The sequence below is a fragment of the Enterobacter sp. JMULE2 genome (genome assembly GCF_013337145.1).
Classification (GTDB): domain Bacteria; phylum Pseudomonadota; class Gammaproteobacteria; order Enterobacterales; family Enterobacteriaceae; genus Enterobacter; species Enterobacter mori.
Map to the genome: position 1 here is coordinate 196,686 of NZ_SGWD01000018.1, position 20,472 is coordinate 217,157.

Below are 20,472 nucleotides of genomic sequence, written 5' to 3' on the forward strand. Positions count from 1 at the left end.
AATATTGCCCTCATGATACGTATTTAAAGTTTGAGTTTTGTTAGATATAGGCTTTAATTGGCCCGTCAAAGCGGGAGCTTTCGTTAATTTGATAAAGCTGAGTTATCTACCATTTAAGTTACGTCTTACACAAGTTTTTAATGAATATGAGCCATCTACCCGACCATCTTAATGACCTTCACCGTGCACTGCTTCAGGTGGATGATGCACCTCTCGAATGTGATGGTCATTCTCTGATGGTCAGCCTGGCCCTGACACGTGAAAACATTCCTCACCAACGCGTCATAGGCCAAGTTAGCGGGCTGGATAGTGACTTCGTGCTCTCTCCCCATTGCTGGATAATGCTGGACGGGTATATCGTGCATTACCGGCTGCGTATGTGGATTCACCTGCATTTTGGTGTAGAGATGGCAGCCAAGGCACCGCACGGCATATTCCCCTGTAGTTCATCCCGGATGCAGTATCGCTACCAGCAGATACAGCACCTACCCGCGACACCTATGGACGAAGGTCTCCTGGATATAATAACTGATGGATACTCCAGCAGGCTTAAGATCCCTCAAAGTTGTATCAGCTGGTTCTCACCGAAAGCTGGCTACCCGCTAAAGACGTGATCAATCAGTCTGCTGGCGCCGGGCATAGTGTTAAACACTGCCCTAATTTCACCAACCATGAACCACGTCTTTCAGGCTGGATCGGTGAGAAGGTTTGATCTTTCTGCCGATGGCGGCGATACTGTTTATATATACAGTTAAGTTCCGGACCTTGCCATGAAAGTTACTTTTGAAATCCCCGCAGCCCTACCCCCACTCCATTCTCCATTCTTTTCTGACCTCATCAGCTGTGGGGTAATGAGTCCCTGTGCCGGACACGAGGATAATGAGCTTAATCTTCATGAGCATGTAGTAAAAAATCGGCCTAGCACTTTCTTTGTCCGTGCAAACGGAAACTCCATGAAAGATGCCGGTATTTGCGATGGGGCAATTCTGGTTGTCGACCGCTCACTGACGGCAACAGAGGGCTCAATCGTCATTGCGCTGGTAGATGGAGAATTTACTGTCAAAATGCTTCAACTGCACCCTGAGCTCATGCTGATGCCCTGCAATCCTGCATTTTCACCTATCCGGGTTGATCCGGAAGAGCTGGAGATCTGGGGGGTTGTAACCTTTGCGGTAAACCAATACTAATATGTATATGCACGTTGACATCAATGGGGCTTATGCCGCATTTGAGACAGCAATGGCACCACAACTTAGAGGTAAGCCATTGATTGTATTGAGCAATAACGATTCAATGGTGATCGCGATGAATCAATTCGCCAAGGACCTAGGAATCAAAAGAGGGGCGCCTCTCTTTAAATGCCAGGACCTGATCAAAAGGCACCACATCGCCATTCGAAGCTCAAATTTTACTTTATATGAGGACTATTCCAACCGGTTCCACGAGACTCTTGAGGGATACGCCAGCAGAACTAACCGATACTCAGTTGATGAAAGTTTTATGTCGCTTGCCGGAATGTCTCACCTCGTCGATTTTGAGCAGTATGGGCGGGAGATAAGGGCAACGCTACAACACAACCTTTCTCTCACCTGCGGCGTCGGAGTGTCAAAATCAAAAACATTAGCAAAATTAGCAACATACGCAAGCAAAAGATGGAAGGCGACCGGTGGGGTCGTAGTGCTGATTGATCCACACCGGATACAAAAATTGCTGTCGCTGGTGGAAGCAAAAGACATTTGGGGGATCGGCAGAAAACTCAGCGAGCGCCTCGGCGAGATGGGCATCAAAACCGGTGCTCAGTTCATCAATACTGACGTGCGCCTTATAAGAAAGAAGTTTGGCGTACAGATGGAAAGGACCTGGCGGGAGCTCCATGGTGAAGCTTGTTATTCGCTGGACGAATCCCCTCCTGCCCGACAACAAATTATCGTTTCCCGCAGCTTTGGACGCCGTCTGACCGAGCGTCACGAACTGCATGAGGCTGTTTCATTTTTTACCGCCAGAGCAGCAGAACAACTGAGATTAGATGGTTCATGGGCGCGTCAAGTAATGGTGTTCATCCAGAGCAGCCATTACGCAAAAGGTGCGGAGCGCTTTAGCACCAGCGGAATTGAACTTATTACATCCACACAGGACACCCGGGATCTGAACAACGCAGCTGTTTCTATCCTGAACCGCATATACCGGCCTGGAATCGCCTACGCAAAAGCAGGAGTTGTGCTGTCATCGATGACTGATGGCACTGAGCAACTTAGTCTGTTTGATGAAAGACCGGTGAGAAAAGGCAGTGATGCCCTGATGAAGGTGATGGACCGTATTAATCGGCAACATAGGGGCTCCGTGTTCATGCTGGCTGAAGGCATCGAACAGCCATTCAGGATGAAACAGGCCCTGCTATCGCCACGCTACACCACACGCTGGGATGAACTGCCAATCGCCCGCTCTTAAGTGAGTATAAAGTGTGGGCAGGGTCCGGGTTGAAGCAGAGCCGATGATCGGAAGTACCAAACAACCTGAACCCAAGCTTGATCAAATGAACTATTATGGTAATTAAAATCTGTGGTTTTACTCTAGAAACATTCAGTTATCGTTACGCCTTTCTAAATACCATCCTTGGTTCTCACAACCTTTACTCAGTATTAATAGCCATTGGATATTGCTTCCATCTTTCTCGCCCATATCTACCTTTGCCTCTCTATTGTCAGGTGATTCCAACGGGGCCAAGTATAAATAACGTTCTCTTGCTATATAACGAGCAACCCGTTTGCTGGTATCAGCATCTAATTCCGCCGACCCGATTGGTGTGCGTGTTAAATTATATCCTTCGCATCTCAATCCATAATCAAGTACACCGAGCAAGTGTAGATACATTTGAGTATGCGCAAAACGTTGAACTTCCAAAGCAGTTTCCCGACTTCTGAATTTCGGTCGGAATTCTTTTTGATCTCTTATCCGTAATAAATCCTCATATTTATCGCGGCAAAGTTGATTTAGTACTATTCCATCATGATACCGGCCATACGCCAGTGCCATCACCGCCAATGTCAAAAAAACCAAAAATATCGTCATCCACGATCCTTCCAAGCCTGAACGTTTAGTCAGAACACAACAAAAAAATTATGCGTGATTGTTTACCCTGCCTTAATCAGCCACGGGCCTTTTGAATAGCGGCCTGCAATGCTCCTATATCAAGAGCGCCTGGGATAAACGACGTTGTTTCAGCAGTCGGCTTCTTCATATTGATGATGATGAATCCTGGTGTTCCGGATACACCCAGCGAGTCACCGAGTTGCATGTTTGCTGAAATTACGTTCTCAAATCGCGTTTTATCTTTATCCGTTAGCGCAACATCAAAACCAGATTTCTTCACAACCGCGTCAAATTCAGCGAGGTTGAATTCGCGTTTAGATGTATAGAATGCGTATGCACTGGTCATAACGTTGTTGTGGTATTTACGGTAACCGTCTGCACCATATTTATGAAAAATATAGAGACCGGTAGCAGCCCCCATTGCGGAGACAGGATTAGTCCCGGCAAAGATCGGGAATTCCTTGAAGAAGAGTTTCACGTCTTTATTCTGGTCTAAAACCGTATCTACGACCGGCGACACACGCATACAGAAATGGCACTGATAATCAAAGAACTCAATTACGGCCACGTCAGCATTGTCCGGTCCGATATTTGGCGTTTCAGTTGTATCAAATAGTGCTGGGGCATATGGAATCAGTCGCTCAAGTGATGCGGTCGCTTTTGCATTTTCCAGCGCGTTGCCTGCCTCCACGAGTTTCTGCGGATGCTTGATCAGATAATCAGCGGCAATTTCCCCAATTTCTTCCGGGGTAAACATCCGGGCTCCGGTTGAGGGCGTGAAAGCGTTGCGATTAGCGGATGACTCAAGTTCCGATACCATCTTCTGATTACTGTTTACACGTTCCATAATGAGTTGCTGCATAAAAAACGTGGCAGTGGCCGTGACGCCAACTGTAATTAAAATGGGCACAATCAGTTTTAATGGACTTGCCGGTTTAGATTCTTTCATACGCACCTTTATGTCATTCAGACTATTAGAGAACAATGTGAAAAGATTATACTCAAGCTGAAGCGACTAATTATTCGCTATAAAACGAATTTAAGGGTCTGTGAGATGCTCAAGAAATGGCTGACACTATTGCCTGCAATGTTTTTAAGTGGCTGCGGTTATCACTTCCAAACCGAAATGGAAGCCTATGACCTAGTACCCCGACCGGTTGGTCATAAGCAGATCGAGATAATTGCGCCTGATGATTCAATACAGTCCCGGGTGTTTGAAAATGAATTGGCTACCGGTTTAACTAAAAAAGGATTTGTCATTTCCAGCGGACAGTCTGATTACGTGCTGTCGTTCACATATTCCCGTCCTGTGGAAAATAAGCAATACAGTACTGAACCTGTAACTGGGGTGATCGGATATGTGATGACGAAAAAAAAACAACATTCGGATAAAAAACGAGAGTCAAACACCGAATATGAGTATGAACCCGTAGAGGGCGTGGTAGGTACGGAAACCTATTCACGTCTTCATTACGTGCGTCAGTTCAGCGTGAGTATGCGCGTAGGTACTCCTGCCGGAAAAGAAGTGCTATCCGTCATCATGAAAAGCAACGCACCCGTCCCGTCTGATAATGCCGCATACACTGCCATGATCAATGCATTAATCGATAAAATGGATACGCCACTTCGTTCTGGTTTTTACAGTACCGTCATCCCCTGGAACTGATGTATGCAGGGCTAAAACCGGGATTGGTGATTGATGTCGTAAAGTCGATAAATGTCCCCCCACGATATCTCAGTGGACTTATTTATATGGATGTACTGCAACTGTCTTTTTACCCCCGAAGATACAAGAGGATTGGACATAATGTCCCGAAGCTTGGCGTCACTTACGCCCTTTTCCGGGTGCAGGCTATGCATTTTGTTCAGAAGGACTGCCAGAATGGCCATCAACAGGAATAACATACCCACCAGATAATCAAGTCGAGCTGGCAGGACAAAGCTCACGATCCCTGTGAGGGACATGCAGATAAACCAACCAACGAGTAGCAAAGGCACTTTTTTCCGCGCAGATTGAAACTGCAAGGCAATCACCGGGTCATTGAGATACTCCCGGTCAGGCAGGCCTGTGGCTTTTAAAACAAGGCTATCAAGTGCCAGTGCAACATTCATTGAAAGTCCCTTTTTTCAGGCGAATCGAACGTTCCCCGTCTGCATCAAGTGTAACAATGGCGTTTGTACCAATTCAGGTCGAATCACCTTCAGCTGACGGATCGGCGCCAACTCATCAGATTGATGTATCTGGCTTGTCCCGGGGCCTTTATGAGTGCTGTCGTTATTGACCTTGAGCTTGTCGTTCTTCAGATAACTTTCCAGCTTACGAGCCAGATCTTCACTGGTTTTTGATGATACCGTTAAGTTCTCTGAAGCAGCGGTAGTCGCCGATACTTCACGGATCTGAACGCTGTCCGACAGCTGGCATGCGCCGTTCGCACAGACAGTGGCCATAACGGGTTGTGAACTTACGGCCATCAACAAAAAGATATTCAACATTTTCACTTTCATAATCACCTCATGACGTCGTTCATAAAGTTACTTTTTATCCGAGCTCATCTGATTAACCAGATTATCGGCACTCACCCAGCCATTGAAAACCAATGGCTTCCCGGTCAGCGAGACCATAGTTGGCGTTCCTCTGAGCGGAATAGTTGAAGCAATCTGGAATTGCGATTTAATGGTTTCCAGGCATGACTCACTGGCCCTGCCAGCCGGTACCGTCGAAGGTACGCTCATCGCATCATTCAGCGCTTTGTTTGGTGTAGGCGAACACCAGACTTTGGCCATGTTATCAGCAACAACAGAATTTAAGCCCGCCCGGGGATAGGCCAGAAACTGAATAGTGATCCCGGCATCAAGATAGGACTGAATATCATGATGCAACTTTTGGCAAAACCCACACGTTATATCGGTAAACACCGCCAGCTTATATTTTTCATTAGTGGACTTATACTCAATAGTTTTGGTTTTTGACGCAAACGAACGAACAGCCATTAATACGGCCTGCTCAGTCGTGTTTTCTACTTCCTTTCCATTCACATGGAATAAACTCCCCGTAAAAATATAATCACCGTCGCTGGTAACATAGCTGATACCCTCACGCGAGACGACCGTAAAAATGTCATTAACCGGAGAGGGTTCAATATGCTCCACTGACAAGCCGACATTTTTAAGTTTACTGAGCGCCACCTCTGAAAGGGTTGAAGTGGATGCTCCAGAAATACCGCTAAAAGCTGAAAAAGATAAAGCCAAAGTGAGGGTTGCTCTTTTAAAAATGCGCTTCATACCACCTCCATAAATGTGATGAAGATAGTACCATGCGATATTTTTTCGCCTTTCCGCTTACGGAACAAATTCAGGGGTTATTCTGCCGGATAAGGAAATCTACCTGTGGGAGAATATACCTATTCGCTACCCAGTGGAGATACCCGTGTTTAGTCCTCCTGATGATGTGAAACCAATCCCCGTCCCGGTTGAGATACGGACACAGTGCATACGCGATGCCGCTAACTACTTTGGTATCGACTCAGAACTGGTTTATACCCTTTTCGATAATGAAGGTGGAAAAGTCGGTACGTTCAGCCGCAATACAAACGGCAGCTATGATATTGGGCCGATGCAAATTAACTCATCAAATCTGCCGGAGATAGCGGAGCATTTTCCGACTGTTACCTGGAAAGTACTGGCCTATGATGCCTGTGCCAGCTTTTGGGTAGGCACCTGGTGGCTGTACCGTAAAATTGTCGACCGAAACGGGAATGTATTTGAAGGCATCGGAGACTACAACAGTAAGACCCCCAAAGTTCGGGCAAAATACATTTTCAATTTTATGGTGCGCTATAACCGTCGGATCCAGCAACGAAACGGTATGAATGAGCTCTATCGATGGACTCAACCAATCACCACATACCAGGGTCATATTGCAAACAACGGTGATATGCCTCCAACAGCCCCTCAATAGCGTCAGGCTGGCGTATTAACCAGCCCCTTCCGCCCCATCCGGCAGCGGCACACATGACATGTTATACCCGATGCATTGAACCCTTTGCTTTACACATAATATCCGGATTTTTCTTCCAGGAACCCAAAGTAACTTTGTAAAATTCACCAGCCCTTTACACATAAAAAAACCGCGCTCTTGCGCGGCTTTTCCCATCATGATAACTAAGCCTACCGTTTGTTTTCTTCGAGCCAGTTGCTCAATTTGTCCATTCGGCTTGAATAGTTTTCGTTGTAATTGGATAAATTTGATTTAGCAAATTCTTCAAATCGACCGGCCGCATTCGGACCATAATCAGGCGAGTCTGACAACTGCTGCTTAATCGCCATCAGGCTCACATGCTGTCCTTCCTGATAATTCCCGATGGCCGGTTGTGAATTAACACCAGAGAAGCGATCTGAAAGGGAACTCACAGCATCAGAGTTTTGCATGTACTTCATCACCTTCCCTCCGAGGTCCGCAGGCATTTCACTCACATTGCTGGCGCTGGTGGCCAGTCCTGTTGAGTTTTGAATCAAGTCACCGCGTTCGAGGAATTCACTGGCCCCTTTTGCGCCAATTTGAGTCAGCCCATTTGAAACCGCCTGATTACCATCCCGCCAGGCGTTCCCGAGTTTATTTGTAAAAGAGCCGTCCGTAGCATTTTTCTGAATAAGTTGCCCCACCGCGTAATCAAGTGCGTTCGTACCACGTCCTGTCCCGGAACTGCCGTCTGAACCCACCCCGCCAATGCTGCTGCTCACTACAGACAGTAAACTGCTGCCATTACGATTGTAAGTATCAAAGCCTTTATCGATGGCTTTCAGGTCCCCCCGCTCCAGATTTACTCCCCTGCTATGAAGCGTATCCAGAAGTTTTTGTGCGTCGTTCTCGTACTGACGCTTCTCATCTCCGGTTGCCCGGTTTGCAGCCCCCTGAGTAAAGACTGCCTGCTGAGCCAGCTCAATGTTTTTATCTTTATCAGACATATCCTTGTTATTCAAAATCCTGTCGGTAAAAGCTGGAATATTATTGCTCAGGAATCGTTCCTCGTTGTTTCTATACCGATTATTGAGGAAATTGCGATTCGCATCGCCACCAGAGTTAACAGGGATTCCGACCGTTGCTTCTGCGGCATTTTCAAATGTTGACTCAGTACGTGCAGATGCTTCTCCTTTTGCTCCAAGTTTGCTGAGTGATCTGTCTGAAATGGCAGGAGCAGAAGACGGTAATTTATCAGCCACAGATCTGTCGCTTTCTGAGAAATTCTCATTTTGACCATCCCGATGGTTCTGTCGAACGGCGCGTTCTCCGGTACCTCCAACGTTCTGCGCTGTAACTCCACTCCTGCTACTGCCCATCGGTTGCTGGTTTGCTGCCTGCTGCCCACTCTCTAGAGTGGTGCCGACGGCACCTTTCATATCGTTACCCAATCCTTCAACTGCACCAGCTCCCATGACGTTGCCAGTACCGATGCTTTGAGGAACTTTAGACTCCATACCGGCGATAGTTTCCGTACCGGTGCTTCCTCCTCCCAGCTTATCAAGCTGGTTGATAACCGGATTAAGTTGTTGAGCATTGGCTCCAAAGTCCGCAATAAAGTTCTTCAGCAGCCCGGAGGTTTCATTCAGGTCTTTCACGTTGCTGGCCGCAGTCTCACCACGGGCCGTATCGATGGCAATTTTGTCATCACTGAAATCGCGAACGGTCGCGACAAGGGCATCGCTGCGTTGTAAATTTGAACCAAGTTGGTTACTGGCTTTAAAGGTGTCATTGTAACCAGTGAACTTGGACATAAAGGCGTTTTCATCCAGCCCATTTTTACGCGCAAAACTACGGACATCATCATCGCTGAAGCCCTTGTTACGCAGAGAGTCCGACAGCATATCGAGGTTGATAGACTGCTTCGTATCGATACCAGCCTGACTGTTTGCATTGGCATTTGTCGCGACAGATGTGGACAAATTCTGAGCCATGGATTGAGAGGCCTGATTCATCTGAGAGAAGCCTTCTTTAAATGCACTGGTTTGTGCAAAGGCATCCGACCGCACATTAGAAATATTCTGGGAGAATTGCTCTGTCGCCTTGGCGTTTTCTGAAAATTTCGAACTGATTGCTTTGCTAAGGTCTGAACTCATTTGGCTGGATTTGGTATCAACACCAGAAACGCTACCAGTAGCTCCCAACTGAGCACTTACAGCTGATCCTATTCCCGCTGAACCAGCATTCCCGGATAAGCCAGCATTCAACACTGCTGAGCTAACCGTGTTAGCCACTTGCTGTTCATTAAGCCCATATTTTGATGCAATATCTTTCGATACGCTGCTCCCAACTTCATCAGCGTACGATTTCGCATTTTGCAGGCTTGTTGAGAACTGGCTGTTTGAGCTGCTCGATCTACCTAATTCATTCATACGGCTATAAGCAGACTGATAAGAGTTTTGAGCTGAGCTCATAGCTGCTGATGTCTGACTGGCAGACTGCCCCTGTGCAGCGCTAAGCCCACTCCCGACGTTCCACGATCCAAGACGTTCCAGATTGGATTTCACTGATCCTCCATCAAGGGAACCCTGGCCCGTGCTCATCAGATTTGTGCGGCTGACATCACCGAATGCGGATTTCCCACTATTTGGTGCATCCCAGACCTGAGGGGTCAGGTGACCATTGTTAACAGGAGCATCCGGCGTAACACCCTTCGTGGCGTTCATCATTGGATGAATTGATTGCGTCATCAGGAAAAGAGTCAGAACCGGGATCAGAGCATAGAGTGCTGAGGCTACTGATAGGTAGGAACTATACGTTTCGGCCAGCCCAGGAATACCCATCCATGTTACGGCATTATTATCTGCGCTCATCGAGCTCCATGTATCAAGATCGGCGGTGACTACTTTTTTGACGTAGGCGTTAACCATCACTGCTGTCAGTGGCCAGATATTGACGAATACAATCAGCTGAAGATACTTCGCGGCTGCGGCCACACCATTCCCACCCAGAGCGAGCAACATCAGGAGTGCAAACGGGGCGACCATATAGCTGAACATTTCAAGGAAGGCAATGGCTGCACCTGACAGCTGCATCCAGAGCTGCCCCTGCGATGCCATATTATTGGTGCGCTTCAGCGAAGCCTCAAAGAGCTGCATATCCGAAGAAATACCCAAAGGAGTCCGGTATTTGCTTGCGCCACTTTTTAGTTCGTTCATCACAAAAAGTGCCGTCACGGCATCGTGAGATGACATCACATTACCGTGCATCCCATTAGCAGAAGCCATAACATCAGCAAAGCTGGTTCCACTGCCACCGCCACTCGCCTCGTCCGGGCTAATAATCCCGTTAACCTGAGCCAGTTTGCTCATTGTATTCTTGGCCTCCGGCGTCCCGGTGATGCGCAAGACCGTAGCCCAGGTATCTTTGCACGGCTTAGAAACGCTTCCGTTGGCGCCGACGACATTGGCGCTGGCATTTTTTAGACCAGAGTTAACAGCCATCGTTATCTGAGCAAGACTGTTTTCAACTTCCGAGGAGAAGATCGTATTAAAAATTGTTTCTTTACCGGCAATCTTTGCGCTGGAGTTTTGCGTTGCATTCAAACAGTTGTAGGCGACTGACTGGATGGTGGCACATAAATTCATTGGCCCAAGCCCAGATTCCGGTTCCGGGAAAAGTGAACAATAGCCCTGAGAATCACCACCCCACTGCATGAACTTCATAAACTTGATCATTGGCCCAAGCGTCAAATCATCATCCAAAGTGGACGCGGACAGATTTACCGGTGAGAGCGGGTCGAACGCACTTTTATAATCCTTAAGCAGTCCCTGGCTAAGATTGGTCGTTACCGTGGCCGTTGCCGCAATGAAGATCGGAATATCATCAACATTCCTGACCTCACCCGATTTGACAGATTCAATCGTCACATCGACACGCACAGTTGCCATCATGAAAAGGATAAGACCAAGAAACCATGAAAATACAGGTAGCTCAGTCTTAGTCGGATTCAATACCCACAACCAGGTCTTGTAAAAGAGATTCACACCGGCAAGCACAGCGGCGGTTGTCATGAACTCTTTGACGCCGGTATATTTTGAAAAGATAAGAGCTATCCCGTTGAATGCCGACCAGACAAAATCGATGTCGCCCAACGTATAAATATTATAATCCATAGCAGGCCTCAGTAACGTTGTGCGCGTTTGCTTTCCGCATATGCCTGACGCTTAAGGCGTCGGTCATCCCATGTAGAGATAACTTCGGAGTCGCTCCCTACCGCGTCTTTATTCAATTTCGAGGCCGCATCTATCTGCTTACGCAAATTATCGACCATCCGGTTGAGGTCATCTTTGCGGCTGGCAAGCGCTTCTACTGGAATGCTCATCGTGGTAATTTTTGCTTCAACCTGCCGGAGCATGTTAATGACGAGGCTGGTCGCAGCCACAGAACTGATGTCCTGGATATAGGAATACCCTTCGGGGGTTTCAAACGTATAAAGAGACTCCAGAATGGTAGGGATTCCAATGAAATTAATAATGCGTAACTCTTCATCAGAAACCTGCTGGTTCTGAATCACCTTCGTCTGCACATTGAGCAACAATTCTGCGATAGTGTCTTTGAGTCCTTTAAAATTCGCATCCACAACTTCTTTCATGACCAGACACTGAGCCTTTTTGTCCTTTGTCGTATCCGGGGCTGGTGCACACTTCAGCATTTTCACGCTGCCACCTGTCGGAGGACCCATTATAAAATCACTCACCGTCATGGTTGATGGGCGGATCTCAAATCCGGCGCGCTCACCTTTGTCATCCCAGTTCACGATTGCGGTACCGGCTAAAGACATCAATTGTTCAGCAAGGCGATAGCCTGAAAGCTCGGTAACACCTCCGATATTCATCGAGCCCTTGTCGATCTCCATAAACGCCATATAGAAAAGATTGCCTGAGAATTTCTCATTGAAACCATCAGGGTCTTTGGCTTTGGCCTGCCTGGTTATTTCTTCCGGTGCCTTCGTCATGGAAGAACCGAAATCCGGGATCAACCCATTGACGGAGTTCAAAATGGAGGCAGGTCCGGAACTGACTTTGTTTGCATAGTCTGAAGGAGGACCAGCTGTCTCAGCGAGGAAGGAGTAAGTCGCGTTACAGCTGTCTTTCGCAAATTTATTCAACGCCTGAAGTTTGTTTTGAATATCATTAATTGTGGCTGCACAGTCGGCGCAGATTGCAGAGACTGCGACATTAAATGCATAGATCGCAGCCCCCTGTGCGATGCCTCGTGCCACCTGAACTAGTTGGTCACCATTGATCATGCTGAAAGAACCAAGAAATACGTCTATCCCGTTACAGCCTACTGAGGCTTTAGGAAATGACATAGATATGAGGTTCGTATTGACGTTGGTTTGACGATAAGAGAAGGACCCACCTACCACGCCAGTACGAGTTGCCGTTTCAAACGTAGCCGGTGAGGTTGTCGTCATCATGCCATTAAAAATATTTCTCATGGCGTTATCTGCATATGCACTCTGATTACTGCTGGAGGCCAAGATAAGCAATGGCAAAAGTAACTTTTGCACACCACGGCGTAAACTATTGGTCATGACCGCCCCCGAACGTACCAGTTGCATTCATGTAATGAACTGGATCAGCAGTAGGCATGTCATAACCTTCCAGTTTTTGATCCATAATTCGCTGTAACAGGAATGGGTCGGTATCCAGTTCTTTCTTCTCCACGGAAATCACGCCATCGTCGCCGATGGTATATTGGCGCTTAACATCGAGTGTGGACTGGAAAGCTACATCGTCAATCAGCTTCATGCCTTTGGCCGCCAGGATAATGGTGCTTTTCAATTCATCTGCCGAAATCATTCCTTCACTTATTCTTTGTGCGCTCGTTCCGTCTTTTGATACCAAAAAGATTGTCGGAACTTCACGAATTTTGAACCGTTCAATAATCTGAGAATTAGGGACTGAAAAATCGGGGAAGAGACCATTATGCAGAGCCATCCCATCCATACTGATTGGTAAAATGTCTACAGAGTAATAGTTCTGCATAAATGAAAGAATATTGCTTTCTTCATGGCAAAACTGGCATGTGCTTTGGAAAAAGAAGAACAGTCCCGATTTAGTGAAAATATCCTTCATTACCGACTGTTGGTTTTTTTCAACAATTTCCCGGTGAGCATCCAGAGCAACCTTTTCAACCGGCTGCCTCCTCTTCTCCGACATCATTGGATTTTTTAAAAAGTAATCTTTTGACTTATCTGAGAAACGGGTACTGATGTCGAGCATTAACCGCTGGGCCGTATAGTAACGCGACAAGTTCTCTGGCGTCGGGTTATCCATAGCCTGGGTCAGAAGGTGCGGCATATTTTCTTTGAGCCACTTTGAGTTTAAATCAATTTTCTCATCTTCCGATTTAGATGACGAAGCAGTCGGTGGAACAGTATCTTTTTCCTCTTCAGGAAATTCTTTACGCACCGGGTCGTCATACCAGAAAAAACCTTTTTTAAAAGCCTGACCGGAAACAAAAGGTGTGTCTTTTATCAGAGGTTGATCCGGTGCTGCATGTACGCCATGAATAACAACAGACAACGCCAGTAGTAACTTCGAGGGCAAAGCCTTATACGAAACCATAACAACACTCCTCATTTCATGATGCCTCATTGTGACACACAAAAAAAAGCGGATTATCAGTTATGGACCTGTGATTCTATGCGCAAAGGGTAGGAATTCAGTGGGTGCCAATCCGCCACAGTGACATCATAAAGGGCGTCGGAGGATCAGGAATTAAGTAGCGTTAAACAATAAGGAGTAGCTTAAAAGAAGAGCAAACTGAATTACCACTGCAACGGGCTTTGGACATTTAAAAAGTCATGATAAGACAGAATGCCTAACAGAACAGATTTTTATTCGAACAGAATACAGGGAGGATTGAAAGTCTTATCATTAAGGATCCAACATAGGCGCAAGCATCAGAACTTATTCAGATATGGAATATCCCAGAACGTTAATGCCCTGCCTTAGAGTGTGTAATGTTGAAAGTAGTAATCAGATGATTACATGCTGATGATATCTTCTAATTAGCACCTGTATCGTATTCGAGTTCTTCCGATGTATACCTGGACAATGCAGAAGAGATTGTTGTCAGTCGACAACGTGAACAATGAGAATCATTTGTGGAGGAAACAATATACGGGCGCTCACATTGCTCGCACCTGCCCAGCCCTTCAATATCATTAAGTGAACATAAGGTTTCGATTAATTTGTTCAGCTCCGGAGCACGAATATAATAGCCCAAAGCACCCATAACGCTCAATACGCGGTTGAAATCGATGTGTCGAAAACTCATTTGGGGATGAAGTGGGTCAAACCCGAAGTAATTTACTGATATATCGATCACAGCGGAAAAAACCCGGCGATTATAGGAACTTTTACACCACGTCCGTACGCCTTTTTTGAGAATAGTTTTACACGCATCGTTAAACTCAATTCCCTCGGCAACATTGCTTCCGTACAAGATTCTTATTGTGCTTTTATTTGCACCCATCTCCATAGTTCTGGTTGCATTAAGCATTGTCGTTGCTTTGTTAAAATCAACCTTTGCCATTTTTGTTGATAATCCTACAAGTTTATTTTATGGGAGAGAGAGTCAAACACGTCATGACGATGACTTGTAAAAAGCGTGTCATAACGAAGAAGCTCAATTAAGTCTTCACTGACTATACCAAGTTTTACATCTGCTGCAATTTCATATGCCCAGGCAAAAATCTTTGTATTTATCACAACGCCATCTTCTCTTGGGCCCTGGCCTAAAGTAATAACGCGCGGGAAAAGATAAAGGTCATTAATGTTTTTCAAAGACGACATGCCTAAATCTTTAATTGCCTCACAGGTACCCGGCTTGAGTCCAAATAAAATACTCACGAGCTCTGGTGAGATCACAGTGCAAAAAATGATTTGCATTAGGTAATCATTCTGCACGTCGACACATTTTTCACGCAGTTCCTGAAGTCTTACAGGATTGTAATCACCTTTACTGCCATTTAAATATGTAACAGACTCACCAGCACTAAAGATGCTTGAATTAATTTCATCTGGATCAATTGAAGAGATCACATTAGAGTCGTCTTCCGTAATCGCTTTAAAAAATGTATCCCACTTAATTTCTCTTCCGTTTGAACGTGGAGTGAGAATACTTCCAGGCCGTCTGATTAGTTCAAAAGCTGAATCCGACGCAAACCTAAAGTTCGGCCCAAATAAGCGTTTTTGCAGTACCGGTGTTCCAGTTTGATAACAGGCCGACCCATGCAAAGGCAAATGCATAAGAAATGATCGATAGCTACGAAGAATTGAAACTTCAGTACGAAAAAGTCGACTAAGCAAACTATGCATTAAGTTATCTGCGTCAGCCATGCGGTTAACCCCTTCCAGCAATATCAACCCGTATCCCGAGGTGGGTTGTAATTTTTTTGGTTTGCTAATTCTACGAAAAGTAACTTTGGAATTTGTTTGAGGCCACAAAATGTCGCAAATCATACAAACTACCCATTGACATTACTTGTAGCACTTATTTACCAAAAACGATACATAATTTTAAGATTAATCCCAAGTATCTTGCGAAGTGTGAAGTAGATAAAACATCCCCCCCAACTATCCCGGTTGATATGATTTCAGATAAGTAATCTCACGGTCAAAACAAACAATCCCAAAACATCATATATAAACCCACCAAAAAATTAATAACATAGAGTTACTTTATTGTTATTAGTCACACTATATGTGCCTCAGATAGAGACATTTTTATCAGAAAAGTGACTCTATGCACCGTCACACATAGAGTGACTTTTCAAAAAAATCACACTATGCATCGAAACCTATAGAGTGATCTTTCACCAAAAAATCCTACTAGATATATATGTAATTTATTGGATAACACCACAAACAAAATTCGCTGCTCTTCGACAGGAGGCAGCACATCAAAAGTTACTTTTCTTTTCCGTTCACACAACTGGGTTTTCAGCTGCATTCCCCGAAGACGGTCCGTCATTAGAGGGCGTTCATGATACCGGCATTAAGTCTCTTGAATCCGGCAACTCAAATAGACCAAAAAATTCACGTAAAAATCTATCGATACTAAAAATTATGACGTTGGGATTTCTGTAGAGTATCGGGAAATGGGAGGGATTATGGTTAGTGCAAATTTGATTGAAACAATCGAACTAACGCGTAAAACGCTGAAAGAAAATATCAACGCCTTGTATGCGGAGGCAGAGTCTGTAGTTAATGATTATTGGGTCGCGTGGAAAGAACGCAACAAATTAGAAATTAATACCCCCCACCCCAGCAGTGAGTTGAAGCGATCATATCTGGGTACGTATGCACCACGACTGGTTGTCATTGGTCATGGGAAAAAAAAGACTGTTCACTGGTATCAATTCAAACCGTTTAAAAAAAATGCTCCAAACCATATGTCCAAAAAGGTGGATTGCAAAGCAGGCGGTTATACAAAAAGTTGTTTTATTAATCACGCAACATGGGAATGGGAGATGATTGAAAGTACCGAGAATAAACTCAAGCCTTACAGAGATCTTCTGGAGTATTACCATGTGCAATATATCGAGTTAGGTAGAAAACTTCGACACTTAAACGCAAACTAAAGGTGACCCTATGTCAGATGCAACTTTGAATAATGTAAAAGATGCCGATGTTGTTACAGTAAAAGCTAATCGTAACCAAGTGCGGTACGATGTTCATGCCACTCGTAATCAACCAGGAATGGCGTCCGTTGTAATTGTGCCTGGAACGCCAGAATTCAATCGTTTCCTGATCTCAAAGGCCGGTTCTGCCGTTCGAGGATTTAATGATGTAAGCATTGCTATTTCAACACTGTTCAAAACTGTTGACCCTATTAAGCACCCAGAACTTGTTACATCTATTCAGGAATGGTTTGACACCCTTCATTCAGAAAATGATCAACTGCGTGAAAAACTTGTTTCGTTTTTACAAACCATTACCACAGACAACAATGACCCCTTCTTATCCTCAATTCACTATACTCCGTATAAATACGACCCTATTCAATTGAACTTCAACAACGCAAACACAATGCGCTTCTATAAATACATTCATGATATGAATTCGCATTTAACAACAATGGCTAAATACAATGCATTAGGCCTGCTGGCCATAAGCGATTATAACGTCATGGCTCACAATATAATCAAAAGCATCTCCATGTATGTTGAACGCGTGAAGCGCACCCTCAATGTATCCCGACGCAATGAAGGTCCTTATAACCCGGAAGTGTTCATTGAGAAGGTGAAGCAATATAAAAGTGTTCAGGCATACATTGGAGCCGAATTGCTTTCAAAATCTGTTAAGGAGTAAGTGATGAGCTTCAGGACCACACTTAAAAAAATTGGGATGATGTGGACAGGCCGGATTTCTATTCGTGACGAGGTCGCTGAGTATTCGGCTGATTTGGATTCTCCATTTGCTCAAATTAATGGGAAAGACAAATATTCCGTTCCTGTTCATCCGAATCAGGAGGTCCTGAAGCTAATTGAATACCCTGCCCGACCAAGCGGCATTCAAAGTTTTAATGAGCAGTCTATTCTTTCTCTGTACAGAGAAAAGCTGCAAACTGTTCAAATGCTATTAGCCATCGGCGATAGTGATATCAGGGAAGATGCCTTTTCATTTACTAATCTCGTGCTGAAACCGCTCATCGAATTTATTCGATGGGTTCATCTTCTACCCGCATCTGAAAACCATCATCATAACGGTATAGGTGGACTTTTCTCCCACAGTCTGGACGTGGCAATACTGTCTTTAAAAAATGCTTATCACTCTGAACTTCGCCCAATAGGTTATCAGGATGAAGAAGTTCAACGTCGAAAAATCTATCTTTATGCAGCCTTCATTAGTGGGCTCGTTCACGATGCAGGAAAGATTTATGACGTCGACGTAATAAGCGTAAATGTAGAGCCACCACAAACGTGGACACCCAGCAAACACAGCCTTCTGGATTGGGCACGTGAAAATAATATTTATGAATATGAAATTGTCTGGCGCTCGCGCATACATAATCAACATAATATCTGGTCAGGGATTTTCCTTGAGCGAATTTTAAACTCTGTGTGTCTCGCATATCTGGATTTGGTTATCAAAGAACGTGTTTATTCAAAGATGCTCTTAGCTCTGAACTTTTATAACGACGGAAATGACTACCTCTCCAAATGTGTAAGAAAAGCTGACTATTTTTCTACCGGCACTGATTTGAATGTTATGCGAGACCCAGTAATGGGTCTGCGTTCGAACGACGCGGCAGCTCGTGCTTTAGGGTCGCTTAAGCATAATTTCCAAAAGCTAAATATTAATGATTTTAAATCCAAACCCATGCACCTGATCATCATTAATGGTGAGGTGTATTTAAACGAAAATGCATTTCTGGATTTCGTCCTTGCCGATTTTGAGAAAATGAATTTCAACTTTCCTCAGGGAGATGCGGGAAGAACTGTACTTACGGAAGCACTGGTTCAACGTGGTTATGTTGAACCATACAATGATGAACGGGTTGTCCACTACTTCATTCCTGGCGTTTTTAACGATGATGATATTGCCAGGATCTTTGTTAAAGGGATAGCGAATCTTGAGTTTTATAACCTGCTTAAACTTAAGTGGGTAGGGCTTGTCTTTGACTCCTACAAAATCCCCGACTCTGTCCCGGGATTGTTTAGCATTAACGCTAACAAAGATTTCCTTTATGTTGACGAAAAAAGGTCATTGGCTGAATTCAGGAGACCCGTACCCGGCCGGGAGGACGTCACTAAAATATCTGACACTGTTGAATCATTGGCAGCGGATATACGCACAGTCAATCCCGCACCTCTCGAACCTGTAAACGAAATTATAGATGAGAGCCTACAGTCGGAAGAAGGGACTTTGCATTCTCAACCTGAAAATGTTGACACGGCTCCTCACTATGGGAACACCGATATAAACGCCAATGATGGCCATTGCGATGCCATGTCTGCCCTTGGCGAAGATCTCATCACCAGTAGTGATGGTCAAAATTGCGAATTGCAACCTGATGATGCAGTCGAAGAACAGGACACAGCAGCAGCCAGTCTACAGGCGATGATTACAGCGGCACCGTTACCGCAGCAACTTCTCAAGTTCGTTGATTCAGTCCCGTACCTTGTCGTGGATGAAATCAAGACACTTCTGCCAGCCCTTGAGGACAAATCTTTTTGTGCCGAGCCATTTTTCCAAAAAACCTACAGAGATGGAGCATTATCAGGGCACTGGATTGTCAGGGATGTTCATGAGGTTCGCCTGGTCCAATTGGGCGACTGCTGCGCAGGCATCCATATCGGGGAACGTTCTTCTCAAAACACCACTGAACTGAAGTCACTCCTCGAATCATCCATGTATCAAACTCTGAGCATCGAACCCCAAACCTCAGATAATTATGACGACGACTATTCTCGTGATGCGGCTTTGGAGCTCCCCCCTCAACGCCTGAATAGTGATACTGCCAGCAATATGCATTTAAACAATAACCTTGCCGAAGTCAGCGAGCAATTCACGACGGACTACGAGTATTACGCCGTAGATCAGGCGGACGAAGAGTGCAGTACTCCTGAAGATTCATATCAAAGCTGCTTTAACTCCTCAGATATACCACCAGCACACGGACCTGAATTAAATACTGCTCCTCACGACCCCATAAGTCCGGGTGATGGCGCTATCCAACCGGCAGAACAGACCACCGTTGAAATCAGCCACAAACCGCACCTGAGTCCTGCATTGGCTCGCCTGTTTGCTGTGCCAACAGCCTGTTTAACTGAAACACAGGAAGACGCTGCTAAAGACATGGCTGGCTCAATACCTGAAATGCAACGCCCTTCTTCTGAAGTCGAGAGCACCAAGTTAACTACCCCTGCATCTGAATCGGCAGTAACTGGAACATTTACCTTACTGACAGAAGGGTCACCGACGCACGAAGAATATGAGCAGATCGCGCACCAGCTAGCTTCCGTCGTTATCAAAATGAAAGAGTTCTTTAACAGTACCCGAAAAAACCGATTTACCCTGCTGGTAGACGAAATGCTTTATATCACCCAGGCCGGTATCAAGCGATTTGAAACGGAACTGGAAGAAGGGAGCGCCAGTGTATTTATTCAACTCCCCGTGTACCGGGTCAACAGTGGTGTTATCAAAAACACGAAGTGTTTCCAGTTTGATATGAACCAACTGCTTGCCGCATCAGACCGTATAAACATTGACCTCTCTTCACTTCTTGATGATTTGCTGGAGCAATAATGGCCAACTCAAAACGAACAAACCTTCATGCACAAGAGAACCTGTACAGGCCGGTACTCGAATACCGGAGTGCTACAATTTTGCTTTTCAGCGCCC

At 45.3% G+C, this 20,472-nt stretch carries 17 protein-coding genes; 7 read left to right on the plus strand and 10 right to left on the minus strand.

Translation table 11 applies throughout. The features are described 5' to 3' along the window. Positions 1-770: 770 nt before the first annotated feature. Both umuD and umuC read left to right on the plus strand, forming a co-directional pair. Positions 771-1,187, plus strand: a complete 417-nt coding sequence (gene umuD, locus EXW94_RS25540) for a translesion error-prone DNA polymerase V autoproteolytic subunit (protein ID WP_174341402.1) — start codon at positions 771-773, stop codon at positions 1,185-1,187. A 7-nt stretch (positions 1,188-1,194) separates the two neighbouring features. Further along, positions 1,195-2,448 carry a translesion error-prone DNA polymerase V subunit UmuC gene (umuC, locus tag EXW94_RS25545; protein ID WP_254797895.1) on the plus strand — a complete coding sequence of 418 codons (1,254 nt, stop codon included), beginning with the start codon at positions 1,195-1,197 and terminating at the stop codon, positions 2,446-2,448. Positions 2,449-2,580: 132 nt separating this feature from the next. Here umuC and EXW94_RS25550 read toward each other — a convergent pair whose 3' ends face one another. After that, on the minus strand, positions 2,581-3,069 hold the full coding sequence (locus EXW94_RS25550; RefSeq protein ID WP_174341404.1) for a hypothetical protein: 489 nt from the start codon (positions 3,067-3,069) through the stop codon (positions 2,581-2,583). Positions 3,070-3,145: 76 nt separating this feature from the next. After that, on the minus strand, positions 3,146-4,039 hold the full coding sequence (locus tag EXW94_RS25555; RefSeq protein ID WP_254797896.1) for a DsbA family protein: 894 nt from the start codon (positions 4,037-4,039) through the stop codon (positions 3,146-3,148). 105 nt (positions 4,040-4,144) lie between these two features. Here EXW94_RS25555 and EXW94_RS25560 point away from each other — a divergent pair, with 105 nt between their 5' ends. Then, complete coding sequence (locus tag EXW94_RS25560) at positions 4,145-4,756, plus strand: hypothetical protein (protein WP_174341405.1); 612 nt, start codon at positions 4,145-4,147, stop codon at positions 4,754-4,756. Positions 4,757-4,767: 11 nt separating this feature from the next. Here the strand turns inward: EXW94_RS25560 and EXW94_RS25565 are convergent, their stop codons facing one another. Genes EXW94_RS25565 through EXW94_RS25575 form a run of 3 tightly spaced genes read right to left on the minus strand, consistent with a single transcriptional unit; the run spans position 4,768 to position 6,372 of the window. Then, positions 4,768-5,202 (minus strand): hypothetical protein, encoded by a 435-nt coding sequence (locus EXW94_RS25565; protein ID WP_174341406.1) that lies wholly within the window; start codon positions 5,200-5,202, stop codon positions 4,768-4,770. 15 nt (positions 5,203-5,217) lie between these two features. Beyond that, positions 5,218-5,595, minus strand: a complete 378-nt coding sequence (locus EXW94_RS25570) for a hypothetical protein (RefSeq protein ID WP_174341407.1) — start codon at positions 5,593-5,595, stop codon at positions 5,218-5,220. A gap of 27 nt (positions 5,596-5,622) precedes the next feature. Then, a complete protein-coding gene (locus EXW94_RS25575) occupies positions 5,623-6,372 on the minus strand; it encodes a thioredoxin fold domain-containing protein (protein ID WP_174341408.1) in 750 nt (249 codons plus the stop codon). A gap of 145 nt (positions 6,373-6,517) precedes the next feature. Between EXW94_RS25575 and EXW94_RS25580 the strand changes: the two genes are divergently transcribed. Continuing rightward, positions 6,518-7,048 (plus strand): lytic transglycosylase domain-containing protein, encoded by a 531-nt coding sequence (locus EXW94_RS25580; RefSeq protein ID WP_174341409.1) that lies wholly within the window; start codon positions 6,518-6,520, stop codon positions 7,046-7,048. 209 nt (positions 7,049-7,257) lie between these two features. Here the strand turns inward: EXW94_RS25580 and EXW94_RS25585 are convergent, their stop codons facing one another. The 5 genes from EXW94_RS25585 to EXW94_RS25605 form a co-directional block, all read right to left on the minus strand. Next, complete coding sequence (locus EXW94_RS25585; protein ID WP_174341410.1) at positions 7,258-11,223, minus strand: conjugal transfer protein TraG N-terminal domain-containing protein; 3,966 nt, start codon at positions 11,221-11,223, stop codon at positions 7,258-7,260. 8 nt (positions 11,224-11,231) lie between these two features. Continuing rightward, positions 11,232-12,647 (minus strand): conjugal transfer protein TraH, encoded by a 1,416-nt coding sequence (locus EXW94_RS25590; protein ID WP_174341411.1) that lies wholly within the window; start codon positions 12,645-12,647, stop codon positions 11,232-11,234. Continuing rightward, positions 12,637-13,683: a thioredoxin family protein gene (locus tag EXW94_RS25595; protein ID WP_174341412.1), complete on the minus strand. Its 1,047-nt coding sequence runs from the start codon at positions 13,681-13,683 to the stop codon at positions 12,637-12,639. The genes EXW94_RS25590 and EXW94_RS25595 overlap by 11 nt, the downstream gene beginning before the upstream one ends. A gap of 442 nt (positions 13,684-14,125) precedes the next feature. Then, positions 14,126-14,656, minus strand: coding sequence for a hypothetical protein (locus tag EXW94_RS25600; RefSeq protein ID WP_174341413.1), 531 nt, complete (start codon positions 14,654-14,656; stop codon positions 14,126-14,128). A gap of 14 nt (positions 14,657-14,670) precedes the next feature. Further along, positions 14,671-15,462: a trhR gene (locus EXW94_RS25605; protein ID WP_174341414.1), complete on the minus strand. Its 792-nt coding sequence runs from the start codon at positions 15,460-15,462 to the stop codon at positions 14,671-14,673. A gap of 773 nt (positions 15,463-16,235) precedes the next feature. On the opposite strand from EXW94_RS25605, the gene mobI reads away from it, so the two are divergent. The 3 genes from mobI to mobH are packed head-to-tail and all read left to right on the plus strand — an operon-like array spanning position 16,236 to position 20,376. Then, positions 16,236-16,706 (plus strand): conjugative transfer protein MobI(A/C), encoded by a 471-nt coding sequence (mobI, locus tag EXW94_RS25610; protein ID WP_174341415.1) that lies wholly within the window; start codon positions 16,236-16,238, stop codon positions 16,704-16,706. Between the two features lie 10 nt (positions 16,707-16,716). Beyond that, positions 16,717-17,436 carry a hypothetical protein gene (locus tag EXW94_RS25615; protein WP_174341416.1) on the plus strand — a complete coding sequence of 240 codons (720 nt, stop codon included), beginning with the start codon at positions 16,717-16,719 and terminating at the stop codon, positions 17,434-17,436. A gap of 3 nt (positions 17,437-17,439) precedes the next feature. Then, positions 17,440-20,376 carry a MobH family relaxase gene (gene mobH / locus EXW94_RS25620; protein WP_174341417.1) on the plus strand — a complete coding sequence of 979 codons (2,937 nt, stop codon included), beginning with the start codon at positions 17,440-17,442 and terminating at the stop codon, positions 20,374-20,376. Positions 20,377-20,472 lie beyond the last annotated feature (96 nt).

Excerpts from the sequence above, each read along its gene's own strand:
- umuD (WP_174341402.1), top strand. The coding sequence starts at position 771 with ATGAAAGTTACTTTTGAAATCCCCGCAGCCCTACCCCCACTCCATTCT.
- umuC (WP_254797895.1), top strand. The coding sequence starts at position 1,195 with ATGCACGTTGACATCAATGGGGCTTATGCCGCATTTGAGACAGCAATG.
- EXW94_RS25550 (WP_174341404.1), bottom strand. The coding sequence starts at position 3,069 with ATGACGATATTTTTGGTTTTTTTGACATTGGCGGTGATGGCACTGGCG.
- EXW94_RS25555 (WP_254797896.1), bottom strand. The coding sequence starts at position 4,039 with ATGAAAGAATCTAAACCGGCAAGTCCATTAAAACTGATTGTGCCCATT.
- EXW94_RS25560 (WP_174341405.1), top strand. The coding sequence starts at position 4,145 with ATGCTCAAGAAATGGCTGACACTATTGCCTGCAATGTTTTTAAGTGGC.
- EXW94_RS25565 (WP_174341406.1), bottom strand. The coding sequence starts at position 5,202 with ATGAATGTTGCACTGGCACTTGATAGCCTTGTTTTAAAAGCCACAGGC.
- EXW94_RS25570 (WP_174341407.1), bottom strand. The coding sequence starts at position 5,595 with ATGAAAGTGAAAATGTTGAATATCTTTTTGTTGATGGCCGTAAGTTCA.
- EXW94_RS25575 (WP_174341408.1), bottom strand. The coding sequence starts at position 6,372 with ATGAAGCGCATTTTTAAAAGAGCAACCCTCACTTTGGCTTTATCTTTT.
- EXW94_RS25585 (WP_174341410.1), bottom strand. The coding sequence starts at position 11,223 with ATGGATTATAATATTTATACGTTGGGCGACATCGATTTTGTCTGGTCG.
- EXW94_RS25590 (WP_174341411.1), bottom strand. The coding sequence starts at position 12,647 with ATGACCAATAGTTTACGCCGTGGTGTGCAAAAGTTACTTTTGCCATTG.
- EXW94_RS25595 (WP_174341412.1), bottom strand. The coding sequence starts at position 13,683 with ATGGTTTCGTATAAGGCTTTGCCCTCGAAGTTACTACTGGCGTTGTCT.
- EXW94_RS25600 (WP_174341413.1), bottom strand. The coding sequence starts at position 14,656 with ATGGCAAAGGTTGATTTTAACAAAGCAACGACAATGCTTAATGCAACC.
- EXW94_RS25605 (WP_174341414.1), bottom strand. The coding sequence starts at position 15,462 with ATGGCTGACGCAGATAACTTAATGCATAGTTTGCTTAGTCGACTTTTT.
- mobI (WP_174341415.1), top strand. The coding sequence starts at position 16,236 with ATGGTTAGTGCAAATTTGATTGAAACAATCGAACTAACGCGTAAAACG.
- EXW94_RS25615 (WP_174341416.1), top strand. The coding sequence starts at position 16,717 with ATGTCAGATGCAACTTTGAATAATGTAAAAGATGCCGATGTTGTTACA.
- mobH (WP_174341417.1), top strand. The coding sequence starts at position 17,440 with ATGAGCTTCAGGACCACACTTAAAAAAATTGGGATGATGTGGACAGGC.